At 63.3% G+C, this 20890-nt stretch carries 16 protein-coding genes and 2 tRNA genes; 8 read left to right on the forward strand and 10 right to left on the reverse strand.

All coding sequences use genetic code 11. The annotated features are described in order from the left end of the window. Positions 1-52: 52 nt before the first annotated feature. The 6 genes from pgeF (at position 53) to V1261_RS04235 (ending at position 4894) form a co-directional block, all read left to right on the forward strand. Positions 53-844: a peptidoglycan editing factor PgeF gene (gene pgeF, locus V1261_RS04210; RefSeq protein WP_329770198.1), complete on the forward strand. Its 792-nt coding sequence runs from the start codon at positions 53-55 to the stop codon at positions 842-844. Positions 845-1018: 174 nt separating this feature from the next. Next, on the forward strand, positions 1019-2773 hold the full coding sequence (locus V1261_RS04215; protein ID WP_436231817.1) for a PHA/PHB synthase family protein: 1755 nt from the start codon (positions 1019-1021) through the stop codon (positions 2771-2773). A gap of 101 nt (positions 2774-2874) precedes the next feature. Continuing rightward, on the forward strand, positions 2875-3612 hold the full coding sequence (gene phbB, locus V1261_RS04220) for an acetoacetyl-CoA reductase (protein ID WP_329770199.1): 738 nt from the start codon (positions 2875-2877) through the stop codon (positions 3610-3612). Between the two features lie 159 nt (positions 3613-3771). Beyond that, positions 3772-3847: transfer RNA gene (locus V1261_RS04225), tRNA-Asn, on the forward strand. A gap of 44 nt (positions 3848-3891) precedes the next feature. Continuing rightward, positions 3892-3967, forward strand: a tRNA-Asn gene (locus V1261_RS04230). Positions 3968-4084: 117 nt separating this feature from the next. Continuing rightward, a complete protein-coding gene (locus V1261_RS04235; RefSeq protein ID WP_329770200.1) occupies positions 4085-4894 on the forward strand; it encodes a GIY-YIG nuclease family protein in 810 nt (269 codons plus the stop codon). An 8-nt stretch (positions 4895-4902) separates the two neighbouring features. Here the strand turns inward: V1261_RS04235 and V1261_RS04240 are convergent, their stop codons facing one another. Further along, complete coding sequence (locus tag V1261_RS04240) at positions 4903-6186, reverse strand: IS256 family transposase (RefSeq protein ID WP_329770201.1); 1284 nt, start codon at positions 6184-6186, stop codon at positions 4903-4905. Between the two features lie 314 nt (positions 6187-6500). Between V1261_RS04240 and thiD the strand changes: the two genes are divergently transcribed. After that, positions 6501-7340, forward strand: coding sequence for a bifunctional hydroxymethylpyrimidine kinase/phosphomethylpyrimidine kinase (thiD, locus tag V1261_RS04245; RefSeq protein ID WP_329770202.1), 840 nt, complete (start codon positions 6501-6503; stop codon positions 7338-7340). Between the two features lie 78 nt (positions 7341-7418). On the opposite strand, the gene V1261_RS04250 is transcribed toward thiD, so the two are convergent. From V1261_RS04250 to V1261_RS04280, 7 genes are all read right to left on the reverse strand, one after another. Beyond that, a complete protein-coding gene (locus V1261_RS04250; protein ID WP_329770203.1) occupies positions 7419-8489 on the reverse strand; it encodes an NAD(P)/FAD-dependent oxidoreductase in 1071 nt (356 codons plus the stop codon). A gap of 88 nt (positions 8490-8577) precedes the next feature. Further along, the gene (gene fdxA / locus V1261_RS04255; protein ID WP_329770204.1) at positions 8578-8907 is read right to left on the reverse strand and encodes a ferredoxin FdxA; all 330 of its coding nucleotides are present in this window, start codon (positions 8905-8907) and stop codon (positions 8578-8580) included. A gap of 144 nt (positions 8908-9051) precedes the next feature. Further along, a complete protein-coding gene (locus V1261_RS04260; protein ID WP_329770205.1) occupies positions 9052-10401 on the reverse strand; it encodes a sulfate adenylyltransferase subunit 1 in 1350 nt (449 codons plus the stop codon). Next, positions 10401-11336 carry a sulfate adenylyltransferase subunit CysD gene (gene cysD / locus V1261_RS04265; RefSeq protein ID WP_329770206.1) on the reverse strand — a complete coding sequence of 312 codons (936 nt, stop codon included), beginning with the start codon at positions 11334-11336 and terminating at the stop codon, positions 10401-10403. The genes V1261_RS04260 and cysD overlap by 1 nt, the downstream gene beginning before the upstream one ends. 30 nt (positions 11337-11366) lie before the next feature. Continuing rightward, positions 11367-12122 (reverse strand): phosphoadenylyl-sulfate reductase, encoded by a 756-nt coding sequence (locus V1261_RS04270; protein WP_329770207.1) that lies wholly within the window; start codon positions 12120-12122, stop codon positions 11367-11369. After that, entirely contained in the window at positions 12119-12520 is a 402-nt protein-coding gene (locus V1261_RS04275; protein WP_329770208.1) for a DUF934 domain-containing protein, read from the reverse strand. Before V1261_RS04275 ends, V1261_RS04270 begins: the two co-directional genes overlap by 4 nt. A gap of 9 nt (positions 12521-12529) precedes the next feature. Continuing rightward, the gene (locus tag V1261_RS04280; RefSeq protein ID WP_329770209.1) at positions 12530-14332 is read right to left on the reverse strand and encodes a nitrite/sulfite reductase; all 1803 of its coding nucleotides are present in this window, start codon (positions 14330-14332) and stop codon (positions 12530-12532) included. Positions 14333-14557: 225 nt separating this feature from the next. Here V1261_RS04280 and dnaB point away from each other — a divergent pair, with 225 nt between their 5' ends. Further along, entirely contained in the window at positions 14558-17035 is a 2478-nt protein-coding gene (gene dnaB, locus V1261_RS04285) for a replicative DNA helicase (RefSeq protein WP_405198043.1), read from the forward strand. Between the two features lie 3 nt (positions 17036-17038). Here the strand turns inward: dnaB and pabB are convergent, their stop codons facing one another. Together pabB and V1261_RS04295 are read right to left on the reverse strand one after the other, a co-directional pair. After that, on the reverse strand, positions 17039-18943 hold the full coding sequence (gene pabB / locus V1261_RS04290; protein WP_329770210.1) for an aminodeoxychorismate synthase component I: 1905 nt from the start codon (positions 18941-18943) through the stop codon (positions 17039-17041). Between the two features lie 3 nt (positions 18944-18946). Beyond that, entirely contained in the window at positions 18947-20788 is a 1842-nt protein-coding gene (locus tag V1261_RS04295) for a PhoH family protein (protein WP_329770211.1), read from the reverse strand. Positions 20789-20890 lie beyond the last annotated feature (102 nt).

Genomic DNA, 20890 nt, shown 5'->3' on the forward strand with positions numbered 1-20890 from the left:
ATGATGTACCGATGGCAGCGTCCTGCCATGTTGATCTGCTGGAGTGATTCTTATGCCTACCGATTCCTGTTCCGACTGGATACTTCCCGACTGGCCGGCGCCGCCCTGGGTTGGTGCCGTGTTTACCACGCGCGCCGGTGGCGCGTCACAGCCGCCGTTTGACAGCTGCAACCTGGGTGACCATGTGCAGGACGATGCGGCGGCGGTGGCGCAGAACCGCGCCTTGCTGGCGCAGCGCAGCGGCGTGGAGCCAGGCTTCCTGCAGCAGGTGCATGGCGTACAGGTGGTCGATGCCGGACAGGCGCAAGGCTGTGCACCGCAGGCCGATGCCTGTTTCACGCAACAGCCAGGGGTCGGCTGTACCGTGATGGTGGCCGATTGCCTGCCGGTGCTGCTGGTGCACCGCCGCTTCCCGATCGTGGGCGCCGCGCATGCCGGCTGGCGCGGGCTGGCCGATGGCGTGATCGAACAGCTGCATGCGCGCATGCGGCAGACCCTGGCCGAACAGGGCAGGGCGCAGGATGCCGGCGGCGACTGGCTGGCCTGGCTGGGGCCGTGCATTGGCCCGACGGCGTTTGAAGTCGGCGGTGAAGTGCGCGCCACCTTCCTGCGCCATGACGCGGCTGCAGCAGCAGCCTTCCAGCCGGCCGGCCGCCAAGGCAAGTGGCTGGCAGACCTGCCACTGCTGGCGCGCCAGCGCCTGCAGACGATGGGTATTGGCGCCATCCACGGCAATGACGGCAGTTTGCCCTGGTGCACCTTCAGCCAGGAACAGCGGTTTTTCTCGTACCGGCGCCAGCCGCGCACCGGCCGCATGGCAGCCATGGTCTGGATTCGCGGCTGATGCCCATCCTGCGTACTGTGACATCCGTCACGTGCCTTCATACTGTCAAAAAAATGACTTAGGATGATGAGGAATTGGTTGCCTGCACAAACAGGGTTTTCACACCAGTCAATGCCCTGCATGCCGTTATCATGCAGAGGCGACCTCACTACAACGACGCAAGGAGACAAGCTGATGAGCCAAACCCCCAAGAACCCCTGGGAGTCCGTTGCCGCGCCCATGCAAGCCATGTGGACCAACGCCATGCAGCAGTATGGCAAGGCCATGCAGACGGGGGGCTTTGGCGCTCCGATGCCGGCTACCGAAATGATGGGCATGTTCCAGCAGATGGTGCCAACGCTGCCCAATGGCCCGCAGGTCACGTTTGACACCACCAAGCTGCAGCAGCTGCAGCAGACCTACGCGCAGGAGCTGTCCCAGCTCTGGTTGCAGGGCATGGTGCCGCCCACCATCGCCACTGACCGCCGCTTCGCCAGTGACGAATGGCAGCGCCAGCCGATGTCCGGCTTTGCTGCCGCGCTGCACCTGATCAACACCCGCATGCTGATGGGCATGGCCGAAGCCATGCAGACAGATGCCAAGACCAAGGCACGCGTGACCTTCGCCGTCGAGCAGTGGGCTGCCGCCGCTGCCCCGAGCAACTTTCTGGCCTTCAACCCCGACGCCCAGAAAAAGGCGATCGAGACCAAGGGCGAGAGCATTGCCAAGGGCATGCAGAACATGCTGCACGACCTGCGTCAGGGCCATGTGTCCATGACCGACGAGAGCAAGTTCGAAGTCGGCACCAACGTGGCCAGCACCGAAGGCTCCGTGGTATTCGAGAACGAGCTGTTCCAGCTGATCGAGTACAAGCCGCTGACCGAGCAGGTGCACGAGCGTCCGTTCCTGTTCATCCCGCCGTGCATCAACAAGTTCTACATCATGGACCTGCAGCCGGCCAACTCCATGGTGCGCTACATCCTGGAGCAGGGCCACCATGCCTTCATGGTGAGCTGGCGCAACGCCGATGCCAGCATGGGCCAGGTGACCTGGGACGATTACGTCGAGCAGGGCGCCATCACCGCCATGAAGACGGTGCTGGAAATCACCAAGAAGCCGGACCTGAACGTGCTGGGCTTCTGCGTGGGCGGTACCATCCTGAGCAACGCGCTGGCAGTACTGGCAGGCCGTGGCGAGAAGCTGGCCAACAGCGCCACCTTCCTGACCACGCTGATGGACTTCACCGACACCGGCGTGCTGGACCTGTTCATCGACGAGTCCTTCGTGCGCATGCGCGAGATGCAGTTTGGCCAGGGCGGCCTGCTGCCGGCGAGCGACCTGTCCACCACCTTCAGCTTCCTGCGTCCGAACGACCTGGTCTGGAACTATGTGGTTGGCAACTACCTGAAGGGCGAAACTCCGCCGCCGTTCGACCTGCTGTACTGGAACTGCGACTCCACCAACCTGCCTGGCCCGATGTATTCCTGGTACCTGCGCAATATGTACCTGGAAAACAACCTGATCAAGCCGAACAAGCTGGAAGTCTGCGGCCAGAAGCTGGATCTGGGCAAGGTCGATCTGCCGGTCTACATCTACGGCTCGCGCGAAGACCACATCGTGCCGATCGAAGGCGCCTACGCCAGCACCCAGGTGCTGCCGGGCGAGAAGCGTTTCGTCATGGGTGCCTCTGGTCACATTGCCGGCGTGATCAACCCGCCGGCCAAGAAGAAGCGCAACTACTGGACCAATGACGAGCTGCCGGCTGACGTGAACGACTGGCTGGCTGGCGCCCAGGATAACGAAGGCAGCTGGTGGCCGGACTGGGCCGGCTGGCTGGCCCAGCAGGGTGGCCCCATGGTGGCCGCACCCAAGCGCTACGGTAGCACCAAGCACAAGGCGATCGAACCGGCTCCGGGCCGTTACGTGAAGGCCAAGGCTTCTGTGGTCTGAAACCCTAGGGTTTCTGGCAGCAGGAGTTATACCTAGTCCGGCTGGTGCCATCCAACCGGATATTTACACTAAGAATTGAGTAGCAACCAGAGGAGACGACAATGACTCAAAAAGTAGCGTATGTGACCGGTGGCATGGGTGGTATTGGTACCGCCATCTGCCAGCGTCTGCACAAGGAAGGTTTCAAGGTAATCGCAGGCTGTGGTCCGACGCGTGACTACCAGAAGTGGCTGGACGAGCAGAAGGCAGAGGGTTACACCTTCTACGCTTCTGTCGGCAACGTGGGTGATTGGGACTCTACCGTCGAGGCGTTTTCCAAGGCCAAGGCCGAGCACGGCCCGATCGATGTGCTGGTGAACAACGCCGGTATCACACGCGACCGCATGTTCGTGAAGATGACGCCGGAAGACTGGAAGGCCGTGATCGAGACCAACCTGAACTCCATGTTCAACGTGACCAAGCAGGTCGTTCCGGACATGGTGGAGCGTGGTTTTGGCCGCGTGATCAACATCTCCTCCGTCAACGGTGCCAAGGGTCAGGCTGGCCAGACCAACTACTCGGCTGCCAAGGCTGGCATGCACGGTTTCTCCATGGCCCTGGCCCAGGAACTGGCCAACAAGGGCGTGACGGTCAACACCGTGAGCCCGGGCTACATCGGTACCGACATGGTGCGCGCCATCCGTGAAGACGTGCTGGAAAAGATCGTGGCCACCATTCCGGTCAAGCGCCTGGGTACGCCCGAAGAAATCGGCTCCATCGTGGCCTGGCTGGCTGGCGAAGACTCCGGCTTCACCACCGGTGCCGAATTCGCCTGTAACGGCGGTCTGCACATGAGCTGATCGATCAACTGCATGGCCTGCTTGCAGGTCATGCCAGTCGATACGGAATCCTGCTTCGGCAGGATTTCTTTTTTGTGCTGCCTGGCACTGAGGCTGCGCGCAAAAAGCATCGCAGGGCTGGAAAAACGCAAAAAGCTGGTATATAATCTTTGCTTCTGTTCCTCAATAGCTCAGTCGGTAGAGCGCCGGACTGTTAATCCGTAGGTCCCTGGTTCGAGCCCAGGTTGAGGAGCCAGAAATTTTTCGGCAGTTGCCCTTGGGCGGCTGCCACACCGACATTCCTCAATAGCTCAGTCGGTAGAGCGCCGGACTGTTAATCCGTAGGTCCCTGGTTCGAGCCCAGGTTGAGGAGCCAAGGTAACGGGCTGCATCACATCGTGGATGCAGCCCGTTTTTTTCGTCAATGCGTGCCCGTCATGATCTGGATCTCTCTACCGCAGCATTGCAGGGCATTTACTGGCATGATCGCTGTATGACGATGGCATCTCCAGACCTCTACGCCATGCTGGGGTTCCCGGCGGCGGATCAAGTGGCAACCCTCAAGTCTGTGGCTCACCTGTTCGGCGCAAGCAAGAAGCGGTGCGGGATCTATCTGCTTGAGTTCCCTGATGAGCGTTTCTACATCGGTCAAGCCGTTGATGCCGTGCGGCGCTTCGGCCAGCATCGAAAAAACTATGACGATATTTGCGGTTTCTCTTTCCTTCCTGTCGTCAAGGAGAGGTTGAATACCGTAGAGCGTGATCTGATTGAGCGGGCGGAAAGAGAGGGCCTTGTCATCCTCAACACGATTCATGTTTCCAATGTGGTCGGAGAGACGGATCTTGATCTGATATTGCTGCCCCAAGAGCAAGACAAGTGGCTGGAGTCGCCGGAAGCATTCAACGCGGCAGACCTAGTCTCACCCATTGTGTTGCCGATAGCGCAGCTGGAGCGGTTTGCTAGGAAGTTCCACAGGTACGGTCAGCATCCATTGAGCGCAAAGGCGAATGATTTGCTGGCTCGGTATGTTCGTCATTGCTTGCCGGCACCTCGACGGACAGAGTACTCGTTCTGGAGTGTCAGCTGCTTGCCATCAACCAACCTGAATACGTGGCCACGCCTGTTCTGTCTGAGCGCTGGTGTCATGGAGTTGCTGGTGGTGGGACACCATGCTTCGCAGCCAGACCGGATGTGGGGGTTTGTGACAGTTGCGTCTGATGTTCTCTGGAGCAAGTTTGGATCGGAAAGGGAGTGTCAGAATTTCTGTGTGCGAGGCGGTCGGGTTATTTTCCGTGACTGTTAGAAGGCCTCTTACCGTCCTGCCTGTGCCGGCTCGGTAAAACGCTCTTCATAGAGTATCGCAAACTGGTTCATCGCTTCGCGCCACTCCCGGGCCGGGCGCCCCCAGTCGGCCGTGATGTTTCGCAGCGCCAGCCACAACAGCTTGGTGGCTGCATCATCGTTGGGAAAGTGCCCCCGCGTCTTGATGATCTTGCGCAACTGGCTGTGCAGGCTCTCGATGGCGTTGGTGGTGTAGATCACGCGCCGAACCGCGGGTGGAAACGCAAAGAACGGAATCACCCGATCCCAGGCCCGCTGCCAGCTGGCAACCACCGTGGGAAAGCGCTGACCCCACGGGCCATGCTCGAAGGCGTCCAGGGCCGCTGCTGCCGCCTCGGCGCTCACTGCCGTGTAGATCGGCTTGAGCGCCGCTGCCAGCGCCTTGCGCTCCTTCCAGCCTGCATAGTCCAGGCTGTTGCGAATCAGGTGCACGATACAGGTCTGCAGCGTCGTAGCCGCAAAAACCGCTGCCAACGCTTCAGGCACCCCCTTGAGTCCGTCGGTGACGGCGATCAGGATGTCGGCCACGCCGCGCGTCTTGAGATCGTTGAAGACCTTCATCCAGAACTTGGCCCCTTCGGTGTTCTCGATCCACAAGCCCAGAACGTCGCGCGTGCCATCGGGCAGTACCCCCAACGCCAGATAGATGGCCTTGTTGCGCACCACGGCCTCTTCGCGAATCTTGACCCGCAGGGCGTCAAAGAACACCACCGGATACATCGGCTCCAGGGGGCGGGCCCGCCAGGCAAGTATCTCTTCCATCACGGCGTCGGTCACCGAGCTGATGAAATCCGGCGACACCTCCGTGCCGTACTGCTCTGCCAGGAAAGCCTGGATCTCCCGCACGGTCATGCCCCGGGCATAGAGGGCCACAATCTTGTCGTCAAACCCCGTAAAGCGCCGCTCGTGCTTGGGCACCAGCAGCGGCTCAAAGCTGCCGACACGGTCACGGGGTACCTCGATGCGCAGCGGACCGTCCTGGGTCAGCACCGTCTTAGCGCTGCTGCCGTTACGATGATTGCCCGCTTGCGCTGGCCGCTCACCCCCCGGTGGATATCCCAGATGATGGCTGAGCTCTCCACCCAAGGCACGTTCGATCAGCGCCTTCTTCAGCGCCATCGTCATGTCCTGGATCGATGCGGCCGTCATTGGGCCTTGCTGTACCAGCTGGTCCAGCAACTCCTCGGGGATGCTTGGCAGCGAGGCAGACTTCTCGGCAATCGCCGCGTTCTTCAACTTCGTTTTGCTTGACATACATGCTCCTGTTGCACATGGTATGCCTTACACACAAAATTTATGACAGGCTCATCGGAAAGGAAGCTACTGGAAAATTTTCCGTTTCTTGAGCTTGTACAACGGGATTACCGGGATGCAGGGCAGCATCAAGTGACCTTGTTCATGTCTGACCATGACATGCTGTGTGATGTCTTGGGGCATGCATACGTGCAGCAGGCGGCATCCAGCCTGGCTCTGCGTGTCATGCGTAAGCGGGCTACGATTTGCTCCAAGTTCCACTGCAAGCAGTTGGCAGACCTTGTTGTGTAGTACATTTTTCTAGGTGAATTTTCATGAATCAACTTGAATACAGCTACGTCCGCGTCCTCAGCATTGCCGGTTCCGATAGCGGCGGCGGTGCTGGCATACAGGCCGACCTGAAAACCTGCTCGGCGCTGGGCGTGTATGGCATGACGGCAATTACGGCGATCACGGCGCAGAATACGCAGGGCGTGCGCGCCATCCATCCGGTGCCGGTGGAGGTGCTGGCCGCGCAGATTGATGCGGTGGCGGAAGATATCGGCTATGAGGCGGTGAAGATCGGCATGCTGCATGCGCCCGAGGTGGTGAGCTGCGTGGCCGATGCCTTGCGTCGCCATCCGTGCGAGTTTGTCGTGCTGGATCCGGTGATGGTGGCGACCAGCGGTGCGGCGCTGATGGAAAACCGGACCATGGCGCTGATGGTGGAGCAGCTGTTCCCGCTGGCCAGCGTGATCACGCCGAACCTGGATGAGGCCGGCATGCTGCTCGGACGCACACTGGCATCGGTGGAGGACATGCAGCAGGGCGCACGCGAGCTGCAGGCGATGGGCGCGCGTGCCGTGTTGATCAAGGGCGGCCATCTGCCGGGCGACGAGGTGGTGGATGTGCTGCTGCAGGAGGACGGCAGCGAGCTGCTGTTCCGCGATACGCGCATAGCCACGCCGAATACGCATGGCACCGGCTGCACGCTGTCGTCGGCGATGGCCAGTTACCTGGCGCTGGGCGAGGAGCTGGCCGATGCGGTGAAGCTGGCGCGCAGCTATGTGCGTTTTGCGCTGATCAATGGGGCACAGGTCCAGACCGGCCAGGCGAATAACGGTCCGCTGAACCATGCCTCGCATCCGAAGGCGATGCGCCTGATGCGGCTGTAAACCGGCAGCAGCCCATGCGCAGCAAAAAGGCCTGTAGTGATACAGGCCTTTTTGCATGGATTCCCGAACGGGATCGGATCAGTCGAAATTCGGCATTTCCAGACCCAACACCTTGTGCAGCTTGGGACTGGTGGTGGTGTACTGCAGGAACACCTTCTTTTCCGGGAAGATGATATCCATGGCGCCGAAGGCGGCCAGGGCACATTCGTGGAAGCCGGACAGGATCAGCTTCTTCTTGCCGGGATAGGTGTTGATGTCGCCCACGGCGAAGATGCCGGGTTCGCTGGTGGAGAATTTCTCGGTATCGACCACCAGCTGCTTTCGTTCGATTTCCAGGCCCCAGTCGGCGATCGGGCCGAGCTTGGGTGACAGGCCGAAGAACACCATCAGCACATCCAGCGGCACACTGCGTGTGATGCCATCGCCACCGGTGACCTTGACCGCCTTGAGCACGTTGTCTTCTTCCTCGTAGCCGGTGACCTGGCCGACGATGAACTGCATTTCGAACTGTTCGCACAGCTCCTTCATGCGCGCGACGCTGGCCGGCGCGGCGCGGAAACCGTCACGGCGGTGGATCAGGATCACGCTTTCGGCCTTGTGCTCGCCTTCGACGAAGTTGAGCACCCAGTCCAAGGCGGAATCGCCGCCGCCGACGATCACCAGGTTCTTGCCGGCGTATTGCTGCGGGTCACGCACGCGGTAGAACAGCTGACTGCCTTCGAACTTGTCCAGGCCTTCGACCTTGAGTGTGCGCGGCTGGAAGGCACCGACGCCGGCTGCAATGAAGATGGTCTTGGTCAGAAAGCGCGTGCCCTTGCTGGTCTCGACAAAGAAGCGGCCGTCTTCCTGCTTTTCGACGACCGAGACTTCCTGGCCCATGTGGTAGGTGGCACCAAAGGGCTCGGTCTGCTTGAGCAGGGCATCGGTCAGCTCCTTGCCGGTGCAGATCGGGATGGCCGGGATGTCATAGATCGGCTTGTCGGGATAGAGCTCGATCGGCTGGCCGCCGGGGTAGGCGAGCGAGTCGATGATGTGGGCCTTGACCTCGAGCAGGCCCAGTTCGAAGATCTGGAACAGGCCGACCGGGCCGGCGCCGATGATCACGGCATCGGTTTCGATCGGATTGGCGAAGGGGCGTACAGCAGTCATGGCATGGGGCGGTGTGCGGCCGCCAGAAAAGAAATGGCGACGGACAAGGCCGTCGCACAGGGGGAGAAAGCAGAAGCGGAGACGGGAATCAGCGCTGCAGTTCGCCCAGCTTGTCGGTGCGGTCCTTCCACTCTTCGTGGTCGGGCAGCGGCTCCTTGCGACGGGTGATGGTCTTCCAGCCGGGCAGGCGCGCCAGTTCGGCGTTCAACTTGATCATGTGCTGCTGGTCAGCCGGCGTGTCTTCTTCGGCGTAGATAGCGCCAACCGGGCACTCGGGGATGCAGACGGCGCAGTCGATGCATTCGTCGGGATCGATGGTCAGGAAGTTGGGGCCTTCGCGGAAGCAGTCCACCGGGCAGACATCGACGCAGTCGGTGTATTTGCAGCGGATACAGGCTTCGGTGACAACGTGGGTCATGGGAGTTCTCGGAAAATGGATACGGAAAGACAGGGCAGGAACAGCTGCCGTTTACCCTATATTCTAACGATCTGCCTTCGGCTTTCGCACGATAAGACTACGCTATAAAGGGATGTTGCGGCAGCTTTTGTCCTGGATCAAGCTTCAGAAGTCTTCTTCGACCTCGGCCTGTACCAGCAACGCGGCTGCGGTGGCGTTGCTGGCACTGTCGACCAGGATCATCGCGCCCTGGCTGCGGCTGAGTGCGTAGGGCTGCAGCGGAATCGCTGCCTGCAGCGTCAGTTCGACCTGGCCGATGGCGTTGGCGGCGAGCTGGCTGGCCTCCTGTGTCTGCAGCGTGTGGATGTCGAGCTGGTGCGTGATGCGCGTGACCTTGGCCTTGATCCAGCGGTGACCGTGCAGGGCCCAGTAGACGCGGCCGACCTGCAGCGGCTCGGTATCGAGCCAGGCGATGGTGGCGCTGAACTGGTTGCGCGGACGCGGGGCGCCGGCAGCCAGCAGCCAGTCGCCGCGCGAGATATCGAGTTCACGATCCAGGATCACGCCGGTGCTGGCCGGTGCCGCCGCCTGTTCCAGCGGACGGCGACCGTGATCCAGCAACTTCACGACGGTGGCATGCTGACCACTCGGGAAGACCTGGACGCTGTCGCCGGGCTGGAGCGTGCCTTCGGCGATGCGGCCCCAGAGTACGCGGCGGCTGCGGTCGGTATCACTGCTGGCGGCGTTGGATTCGACCCATTGCACCGGCAGGGCGGCCGGCAGCTGGGTGGCGTGTGGTTCACGCGGCAGCTGTTCCAGCAGCTCGAGCAGGGCCGGGCCCTGGTAGCCGGCCCAGTCGGCATGGCGATCGACCACGTTCCAGCCGGTCAGGGCCGAGACGGGGATGATGGCGCGCACATCCAGGCCTGCCTCATCGGCGAAGGTCTGCAGGGCGCTGCGGATGCGTGCGTAGACGGCGCTGGCATCGGCCACGGCATCAAGCTTGTTGATGGCAAACACGATGTGCGGCACGCGCAGCAGTTGCGCGAGCAGGGCGTGGCGGCGGGTCTGCGGCAGCAGGGCGTGATCGCCGTCACCAGTCGCGGCCCAGGCCAGCTTGGTGGCATCGACCAGTACCACGGCGCAATCGGCCTGGCTGGCGGCGGTGACCATGTTGCGCGTGTACTGCTCGTGGCCAGGCGCATCGCCAATGATGAACTTGCGCTGCGGCGTGGCGAAGTAGCGCCAGGCGACATCGATGGTGATGCCTTGTTCGCGCTCGGCCTGCAGGCCGTCGGTCAGGCGCGCCAGTTCGGCGGCGTTGATCTGGCCGCTGGCCTGGTGCGTGACGTGGGCCAGCTGATCCTGCAGCACGGAGCGGCTGTCGAGCAGCAGACGGCCGATCAGGGTGCTCTTGCCGTCATCGACGCTGCCGCAGGTGATGAAACGCAGGGCGGAGGCGGTGCTGGCCTGGGTGTCGGCCAGGACGGGGCGTTCGGTGGTGAGAGTGCTCATCAGAAATATCCTTCCAGTTTGCGTTTTTCCATGCTGGCGTCGCTGGTCTGGTCGTCCATGCGGGTAGCGCCGCGTTCGCTGACGTTGGCCTGTACGGTTTCGCGCACGATGTCGAGCGCGCTGGCGGCCGGGCTTTCCACCGGGCAGGTGCAGGTGATGTCGCCGACAGTGCGGAAGCGCACGGTGCGGGTCTGCACCACTTCGCCGTCACGCGGCGGGGTCAGCGGCGTGACCGGTACCAGCAGGCCACGGCGTTCCACCACCTCGCGCTGGTGCGCGTAGTAGAGCGGCGGCAGGGCGATGTTCTCGCGTGCGATGTATTGCCAGACGTCGAGTTCGGTCCAGTTGCTGATCGGGAACACGCGGAAGTGTTCGCCGGGTTGCAGGCGCGTGTTGAACAGGGTCCAGAGTTCCGGGCGCTGTTGCTTGGGCTGCCACTGGCCGAAGCTGTCGCGGTGGCTGAAGATGCGCTCCTTGGCGCGCGCCTTTTCCTCGTCGCGGCGGGCACCGCCAATCAGGGCATCGAAGCGGAATTCCTCGATTGCTTCGAGCAGCGTGACCGACTGGTGCGCGTTGCGGCTTTCGTCCGGGCGCGACAGGCGGACCGTGCCGCGCGCCATGGAATCTTCCACGCTGCGCACGATCAGGTCGGCGCCCAGTTCCTGCGCACGCTGGTCGCGGAAGGCCGTAACTTCGGGGAAGTTGTGGCCGGTGTCGATCATCAGCAGCGGGTAGGGCAGGCGGCCGCGGCCAAAGGCTTTTTCGGCACAGTGCAGCATCACCAGCGAATCCTTGCCGCCGGAAAACAGCAGCGTCGGGCGCTCGAACACGGCGGCGACTTCGCGCAGCAGGAAGATGGTTTCTTCCTCCAGCGCGTCAAGATGGGCATGGCTCAGCGGCGCATCCAGCGCGTGCAGGGGCAGGGGGGCATTCATGGCAGATTCCTGTGAAAGATGCATGGCAATTCAGGCCTGCTTCACATGCAGGCCGCATTCCTTGGCGTTGTCGTCTTCCCACCACCAGCGGCCGGCGCGGAAGTCCTCGCCCAGGCTGATGGCGCGGGTGCACGGGGCGCAGCCGATGCTCGGGTAGAACTGGTCGTGCAGCGGGTTGTAGCGCACGCCGTGGCTGGCGATGTAGTGCCAGACATCGCCCCAGGTCCAGTTGGCCAGCGGGTTCAGCTTGACAGGCTTGCCGGCTTCGCTGGCATCGCGCAGCGGCACTTCGGCGCGGGCACCGGATTGCTCCCGGCGCAGACCGGTGATCCAGGCCGCCTTGCCGTCCAGGGCGCGCGCCAGCGGCTCCATCTTGCGGGTCTGGCAGCAGGCCTTGCGCAGCGCGATGCTCTGGTACATGGCATCCTGGCCTTCGCGCTGGACAAAGGCAATGGCGTGTTCGGCGACTGGTTCGAACACCTCGACCGGAACCTGGCTGTGCTGCTGCACATGCTGCAGCAAGGCCAGCGTTTCCGGATGCAGCTGGCCGGTTTGCAGCACAAAGCCCGGAATGCCCAGGCCGGCGCGTTCGATCAGGTGGTGCAATACCACGTCTTCCGCGCCCAGGCTGTTGGCCTGGATGATATGGGCGGCACCAAATTCGGCCACGGCGGCGTGCAGTGTGTCGAGTGCCTGGTGCAGGTGCTCGGCGTATTCCGCCGAGGGCTGGTTGTACAAGGCAGTGGCTGGCTGCGAGGCTGCAGGGGTAAAGGCGGAGCTGCTCATGCCGATGCGTCTTCCGAGATGAAGCGCGGTGCCGGCTGGTGTGCATCGCCCTGGTAGAAGCCCTGTTCGTACATGGCCAGCAGCTGGCGCGCCTGCTCCAGATCCTGGTCGGCACGCAGCACGGCCTCGTCGAAGCCACAGCGCTGCAGCTGTTGCAGCTGGTCGATCAGGATGTCGCCGCTGGCACGCAGCGTGCCGTTGAACTCGCGGCGGCGGCGCAGCAGCTGGGCCTGGCTGAAGGCGCGGCCGTCAGTGAACACCGGAAAATCCAGCACGATGACATGGATGCCATCCAGGTCGGTCGTCAGGGGATCGGCATCGTTGGGCAACGCCAGCAGGGCGGTGGCTTCGGGCTGGTACTGGTCGGCGGGGATCAGGCGGAGGGTGGTGGTGGTCATGGCAGGCAATCAGGCGGTAGCGGTTTCAGACTTGCTGGCGGCGTGGCCGGCAGGCACGAAGCGGGCGGCATTGGCCGCAGCCTTGAACGGATCCAGCCCGGCGCGGCGCAGTGTCTGGATAAAGCGTTCGCCCGGTTCGCGTAGCGTGCGGTAGGTGTCGAGAATCGCCTCGACCACATCTGGCACCTCGGCCGCGCTGAAGGACGGGCCGACCACCTTGCCCGGCTGGGCCGCGCCAGACAGCGCGGAGCCATCGGCACCGCCGAGCGTGATCTGGTACCACTCCTTGCCGTCCTTGTCCACGCCCAGGATGCCGATATGGCCGCTGTGGTGGTGGCCGCAGGAGTTGATGCAGCCGCTGATATGCAGGTCGATTTCGCCCAGGTCCCAGAGTTCGTCCAGGTCCTGGTAGCGCTCGGTCAGGGCGGCCGCCACCGGAATCGAGCGTGCGTTGGCGAGTGCGCAGAAGTCGCCGCCGGGGCAGGCAATCATGTCGGTCAGCAGGCCGATGTTCGGCTGCGCCAGACCGAGCGCCTTGGCCTGTTCGTACAGGGCTGGCAGGTCGCTTTCGTGCACCCAGGGCAGCACCAGGTTCTGTTCGTGCGTCAGGCGCGCTTCGCCGGCGCTGAAGGTATCGGCCAACTGGGCCACGGCGTCCAGCGTGTCGCCATCGGCATCGCCCGGGGCAAAGCCGGGGCGCTTGAACGACAGGCCGACCACGCGCAGCTGCGGCAGGCGGTGCGCACGCACGTTGCGCTGCAGCCAGCGCTGGTAGGCCTGGCCTTGCGTATCGATAGTTGCCGTCAGGCCACTCGGGCGCAGCTCGGGCTGCACAAAGCAGGCGGTGACGCGCTCCAGTTCGGCTTCGGTGATGGTGTGCGGGGCGCCATCCTGCTCCAGGATGTTGGCGTATTCGGCCTCGACCGCATCGATGAAGCGCTGGCCTTCGGCCTTCACCAGGATCTTGATGCGTGCCTTCCAGGCGTTGTCGCGGCGGCCGTACTGGTTGTAGACACGGATCACGGCTTCGAGGTAGTTCAGCAACTGCGACCAGGGCAGGAACTCGCGGATCGTCGGGCTGATCACCGGCGTGCGGCCCATGCCACCACCGACGCTGACGGCAAAGCCGAGCTCGCCGGCATCATTGCGGCGCAGCTTCAGGCCAACGTCATACCAGTGCGTGGCGGCGCGGTCTTCCTGGCCGCCGGTGAGGGAAATCTTGAACTTGCGCGGCAGGAAGGCGAACTCCGGGTGCAGCGTGCTCCACTGGCGCAGGATCTCGGCAAACGGGCGCGGATCGGCGATCTCGTCCGGCGCGATGCCGGCCAGGTCGTCGGCGTTCAGGTTGCGGATGCAGTTGCCACTGGTCTGGATGCCGTGCATCTGCACGCTGGCCAGCAGATCCATGACATCGGCACTTTTCTCCAGCGGGATCCAGTTGTATTGCACATTGGTGCGGGTGGTGAAGTGGCCGTAGCCGTAGCGCAGCAGCGGGGCGTCCAGGGTGCCGGGCTGCGAGGCCTGCAGCGCATCTTGTGTGGCTTGCGCATGCTGCAGCAACTCGTCGGAAGGCTTGTCAAACTCGCGTGCGATGCGGGCCAGCGCGCGCAGCTGGCGGCTGGCGATCTCGCCATAGGGCACGGCGACGCGCAGCATGGGCGCGTAGCGCTGGATATACCAGCCGTTCTGCAGGCGCAGCGGGCGGAATTCGGCATCGGGCAGCTCGCCGCGCAGATGGCGCTCCAGCTGATGGCGGTACTGTGCCGCGCGCTGTTCGATAAAGGACTGGTCGAAATCGGAATACTGGTACATGTCAGGCAGGGGACGATACGGGCGGGATGCCCGATACAGGCAGCTAGCACTGTAGCCCTGCTTTATGCAAAATCAAACGACATTTTTACGATGTTTATATTCCAGGTGGATATATAAGCCCTGGCCATGCCCGGCTGTCCCCAGGCTGTCCAGCCGATACCCCCTGCTTGTACACACAGTTATCCACACCCTGAACGCGCCAATCCACTACCATGGCGGCTGACCATGAACAATCACGCCGTGCAAGACTCCGATTACTTCTCCCCCCCTGACTATTACGACGAACCGGTTGATCGCGAGATCAGCCAGCTGCGCGTGCCGCCGCATTCCAACGAGGCCGAATCCAGCGTGCTGGGTGGCCTGCTGCTGGACAACAATGCCTGGGACCGTGTCGCCGACCTGCTGGTGCCGGGTGATTTCTACCGCTACGAGCACCAGCTGGTGTTCGAGGCCATCGGCAAGCTGATCAATGGTTCGCGCCCGGCCGACGTGATCACCGTGTTTGAGGCCTTGCAGACCATGGGCAAGGACGGCGAGGTTGGCGGCCTGGTCTATCTGAACCAGCTGGCACAGTACGTGCCTAGCGCCAGCAACATCCGCCGCTACGCCGAGATCGTGCGCGAGCGCTCCATCCTGCGCAAGCTGGTTACCGCCAGCGACGAAATCGCCACGCGCGCCTTCAATCCCCAAGGCATGGCGGTGGAAAAGGTGCTGGACGAGGCCGAGCAGAAGATCTTCAAGATCGGCGAAGAAGGCTCGCGCATGAAGGAAGGCTTCCAGGCGATGGAATCGCTGGTGGTCGACCTGCTGGACCGCGTCGAGGAGATGGCGCAGAACCCGAACGACATCACTGGCGTACCGACCGGATTTTACGATCTGGACCGGATGACGTCGGGTTTTCAGGCGGGGGATCTGGTGATTCTGGCGGCACGTCCCTCCATGGGCAAGGCGCAGCCGCTGGACGCGCAGGTACGCACCCTCAGGGGCTGGAAACGCATGGATGAGCTGGAAATCGGCGATGCGCTGGCTTCGCGTGATGGTGCGCCGTCCATGGTGACCGGCATTTTCCCGCAGGGCGAGCGCCAGGTCTACCGTGTGACCCTGTCTGATGGCCGCAGCACCGAATGCTGTGCCGAACACCTGTGGCGCGTGCATTTCCGCAGCTGGAAAGCGCCGCGTGTACTGTCCACCGAACGCCTGATCGACATGCTGCAAGTACAGCGTTACCAGAACCGGCTCTGGATCGAATGCGCCAGTGGCGACTTCGGTCATCAGGACGAGCTGCCGATTGACGGCTGGGTGCTGGGCGCGCTGCTGGGCGATGGCAATCTGACTGGAACCGGAACCGTCCGCTTTGCCAGCACCTGCCCGGAAACCGTGGCGCGCATGGAAGCGCGCGTTGGTCACGATTTGGTCATGAGCCATGCCGGCACTTGCAACTGGCGTGTAGTACGCCGGGATCGCGGCAAGGTGAGCGGCCTGGTGGGTGCACAGCCCAATCCGTTGCGTGTCGCCTTGCAGGCGCTGCAGTTGTCCGGCCTGAGCAGTGACCAGAAGTTCGTGCCCCAAGTCTATCTGACAGCGCGCAAGGAAGTCCGTCAGGACGTGCTGCGTGGCCTGCTCGATACCGATGGCTGGGTCGAGCGTTGGGGCAGCGTCCGGTTTTCTACCTGCAGCCGACAGCTGGCGCAGGACGTGGCGACGCTGGTGCGCTCGCTGGGCGGCTGGTGCTCGATCAGCGAGAAGCAGCCGTACTACACGGTAGCTGGTATGCGCATGGCCGGCTTGCCGGCTTTTGTCTGCCATATCCACCATCCCGAGCCGGCCAGCTTGTTCCTGATGTCGGACAAGCTGGCGTGCGTGCCGCAGCGCTGGCAGCGCCAGAAGCGTCTGAACATCCTGTCGATCACACCGACACGCCGCACCGACTGCCAGTGCATCAGCGTTAGCCATCCGGATCGGCTCTATATCACTGACCAGGATGTGCTCACACACAACACCGCCTTCGCGATCAACATCGCCGAACATGTGGCCTTGACCGAAGGCTTGCCGGTCGCCGTGTTCTCCATGGAAATGGGGGCCGCGCAGTTGGCAGTGCGTATCGTTGGCTCCATTGGCCGTATCGACCAGGGCCGCCTGCGTACCGGCAAGCTGCTGGACGAGGAGTGGCCGCGCCTGACCGAGGCGATCGAGCGCTTGCGCAATGTCTCTATGCACATCGACGAAACCCCGGGCCTGACGCCGAGCGAGTTGCGCGCCAACGCACGCCGCCTGTCGCGCCAGTGCGGCAAGCTCGGCCTGATCGTGGTCGACTACCTGCAGCTGATGAGCGGTAGCAGCCAGTCCAGCAGCGAAAACCGCGCCACCGAGCTGAGCGAGATCTCGCGTGGCCTGAAGATGCTGGCCAAGGAGCTGCAGTGTCCGGTGATTGCGCTGTCTCAGCTCAACCGTAGCGTGGAACAGCGTACCGACAAGCGGCCGATGATGAGTGACTTGCGGGAATCGGGTGCGATCGAGCAGGACGCTGACGTGATCATGTTCATCTACCGCGACGACTACTACAACAAGGAAAGCAAGGAGCCGGGCGTGGCCGAGATCATCATCGGCAAGCAGCGTAACGGCCCGACTGGCACCGTCAAGCTGGCCTTTATCAAGCCGTTGACCAAGTTCGAAACCCTCGCGCACATGGCCGAGGATTACTGAGGATCAGGCCGGCAGCAACTGCAGCGGCACCCAGCCGCGCACGCTGTTGATGAACCAGAGCCGCTCGCCGGGCAGCATGCGCTGCAGCAGGCACAGCGGCAGCACCGCTTCGCGGATCAGGCCGCGTTGCAGCAGCGCCTGGCGGAAGGTGCCCGGCAGCAGCTGGTCGCGCTGGATCGGTGTCAGCCAGCGGCCATCGGCGGTCTGCAGCACGATATTGCCGCGCGTGCACTCCAGCGCAAAACCGGACTCGTCGTGCAGCAGCACGTCCCAGGCCTGCGGAAAGGCGGCGGTCAGCGCATCGTAATGCTGGCGGCGCGAGGTCTTGTGGCAGATCCAGGGTTGCAGCTCGGTTGGGAGCGGGGAGGGTGCCACGGCTACCGGCTGCACTGTCAGGCTGTCAGCATCGGGATGGCGCAGCCAAGCGGCAGGAACCTCGTGGTGGCTGTCCCAGTCGGCGTCTGTGACTGAGTCGTCCAGCTGCGTGGCCGTCAGCCTGATCTGTCCATCCGCTGACAGCAGCAGACGTACGCGCCAGCGGCCATGCGGGTGCGCATCGGCCAGTTGCTGCAACTCCCGCTGGAGGGCCGAATCCGAGACCGGCCGCCAGTTCCATTGCCGCGTCGAGGTCTGCAAGCGCTGCAGATGCCAGGGCAGCAGGGCGTAGCGTCCCTTGTCCAGCAACAGCGTTTCCAGCAGTTCGAAGTCCGGCAGCGGCAGGCTCTCGGTATGCAGAAAGCGCGCTTTCAGCACGGCCTCGGCATATTCTGATGCTGCATCGGACGACAGCGTGATGCCACCGCCAATGCCACCGCGCAGGCAGCCATCGGGCAAGGCCGTCACGGTACGGATAGCGACATTGAACACCGCACGATACGGGCTCATGACCCCGATCGCGCCACAATACACGCCACGCGGGCCTTTTTCCAGCAAGGTGATCTTCTCCATCGCCATGCGCTTGGGCGCCCCGGTGATCGAGCCGCAGGGGAACAGCGCCTGCATCAGCGCCGGCAGGTCGATCTCCGGCCGCGTGATTGCCTGCACTGTGCTGGTCATTTGCCACAGTGTGGGGTAGGGCTCGACCTGGAACAGCGCCGTGGTTTGCACGCTGCCGGTGATCGCGACGCGGCCCAGGTCATTGCGCAGCAGGTCCACGATCATCACGTTTTCGGCGCGCTCCTTGGGGCTGGCCTGCAGCTGGCGTGCTGCTTCGGCATCCTGCTCAGGCGTATTGCCGCGCGGGGCCGTTCCTTTCATGGGCCGCGTTGCAATCTGCCCGGTCTGCCGGTTCCAGTCAAAGAACAGCTCGGGCGATGCCGACAGCACCTGCCAGCCGCCCCAGTCCAGCCAGGCGCAGTAGTTGGCTAGCTGGCGTGCGCGCAGGGCTTCGTGGTACTGCCACAGCGGCAGCCCGCCACGCTCTGCCAGTACGCGCAGCGTATGGTTGACCTGGTAGACTTCGCCGTCCTGGATCGCGCTGCGGATGGTGCCAATCGCCTTGCCGTGCTGGCCGGCATCTTCGCTCAGCTGCCAGTCGGGTGCCGCATGCACCTGGCCGGAGGCGGGCGGCGACTGTGCACCGGATTCGAAATCCGGCATAGCGTCTGGCCCGCTGAACAGCGCAAAAGCGGCCAGCGGCTCTGGCTGGCTGGCACTGGCATCCAGCTGCATCGATGCCGCCAGCTTGGGATCGAAACCGGCGGCAGCTTCATAGGCCAGCTGGCCGACTGCCCAGCAGCCGGCACGCACGCGTGCATCCAGCGTGCGCAACAGCGCAGGTACCTCATCGGCACGCCAGGCGATCAGCAGCTCTTGCGGCTGGCTGAAACGCAGCCGCTGCACGCTGCCCTTGGCGTCCGGGAAATCGGTGACGAAGACCAGCCGATCGGGATCGGGCTGCCAGGACACGATTTACAGCACCTCGCTGGCAAAGTCTGCCAGGCGCGAACGCTCACCGCGTGCCAGCATGATGTGGCCGCTGTGCGGCCAGCCCTTGAACTTGTCCACCACCGCGGTCAGGCCGGAAGAGCCTTCGGTCAGGTAGGGCGTATCGATCTGCGCCAGGTTGCCCATGCAGATGATCTTGGTGCCCGGACCGGCGCGCGTGATCAGCGTCTTCATCTGCTTGGGCGTCAGGTTCTGCGCCTCGTCGATGATGACGAACTTGTTCAGGAAGGTACGGCCGCGCATGAAGTTCATGCTCTTGATCTTGATGCGGCTGCGGATCAGCTCATTGGTGGCGGCACGCCCCCATTCGCCGGCGCCGTTGCTGTCGCCGCCCTTGGTCAGGAACTCCAGGTTGTCGTCCAGCGCGCCCATCCACGGGCCCATCTTTTCTTCTTCGGTGCCAGGCAGGAAGCCGATGTCTTCGCCCACGCTGACCGTGGCACGCGTCATGATGATTTCGGTGTAGCGGCGGTCATCCAGCACCTGGGTCAGGCCGCAGGCCAGCGCCAGCAGCGTCTTGCCGGTGCCGGCGGTACCCGTCAGCGTGACGAAGTCGATCTCCGGATCGAGCAGCAGATTCATGGCAAAGTTCTGCTCGCGGTTGCGCGCTGTCACGCCCCAGGCGGCATGCTTGGGGTGGGTATGGTCGCGCAGCGTCTTGAGTACCGCCGTATTGCCGCGGATTTCGGTCACGCGCGTGTACAGGCTGGTCTCGCCGGGCTGCTCGAAATAGACGAACTGGTTGATCAGCATCTGCTGCGTCAGCGGGCCCTGCACGCGGTAATAGGTATGCGCGCCTTCCTGCCAGCTCTCGATATCGCCTTCCTGCGTATCCCAGAAGTCGGCCGGCAGCATCAGGATGCCGTTGTACAGCAGCTCGTCGTCGTCGAGTGTCTTGTCGTTCTCGTAGTCTTCGGCCAGCAGGCCCAGCGCGCGCGCCTTGACGCGCATGTTGATGTCCTTGGACACCAGCGCGACCTGGCGGTCCTTGTGCGCGGCTTCCAGCGCGTGCACCACGCCCAGGATCTGGTTGTCGGCCTTGCCCTGCGGCAGCGAGCTCGGCAGGGTGTAATCGAGTGCCTCGGTCTGGAAGAACAGGCGGCCGGTGGCTTCCTTGTGGCCGGTCGCGTCCAGCGGCATGCCGTGGCTCATGTCCTGCGATTCCACCGCTGCCACCAGCGCATCCAGCGTGCGGCTGGTCTGGCGCGCGTTGCGCGAGACTTCCGTCATGCCCTTCTTGTGGCTGTCCAGCTCTTCCAGCACGATCAGTGGCAGGAAGATGTCATGTTCCTCGAAGCGGAACAGGCACATCGGATCGTGCATCAGCACATTGGTATCCAGCACGAACAGGCGGCGCACCTCGGGCTCGCTGCCAGTGGCCTTCTTGCGTGCACGAGCCGGCCGGGTGGCCGGGACCGGAGTGGCGGCCACCGGTTTGGCTGCAGCTGGTCTGGCGGCGGGTTGGGTCGTGACAGTGCTTGCAGGCGGCGGGCTCTCGGCTACTGCTGCCGCGGCAGGCTTGGCTGCTGCGGTGCGACGACGCGTAGGTGCCGTGGCTGCCACGGCTGCAGCGGCATCCAGCGAAGGCGTCACGGCGCTCGTCTTGCGCGTGCTGCTGGTCGTGGTGCGGCGGGTAGTGCTGCGCTTGGGCGCGCTGGTGCTGCTGTCCGTGCTGGCTGTTGTTGCTGCTGCGACGGGCGTGGTGTCAGCCGGCTCGGCCTGGCTGGCACGGGTAGGGGGAGTCTGGGTCAGAAGCTCGGCATCCAGTTTGGTGGCGCGCTTCTTGGGAGCGGGAGGCAATGGCATGTAAGTGTGCGGAAAACAGGTTGAACATGCATGCGGCTGGCGCACGCCCTGCGAAACACGACGCTAGGCGTTTCACACAGACCTAATATACATGCTGACTTG

This window comes from Brachymonas sp. J145 (genome assembly GCF_036312245.1).
Taxonomy (GTDB): Bacteria; Pseudomonadota; Gammaproteobacteria; order Burkholderiales; family Burkholderiaceae_C; genus Brachymonas; species Brachymonas wangyanguii.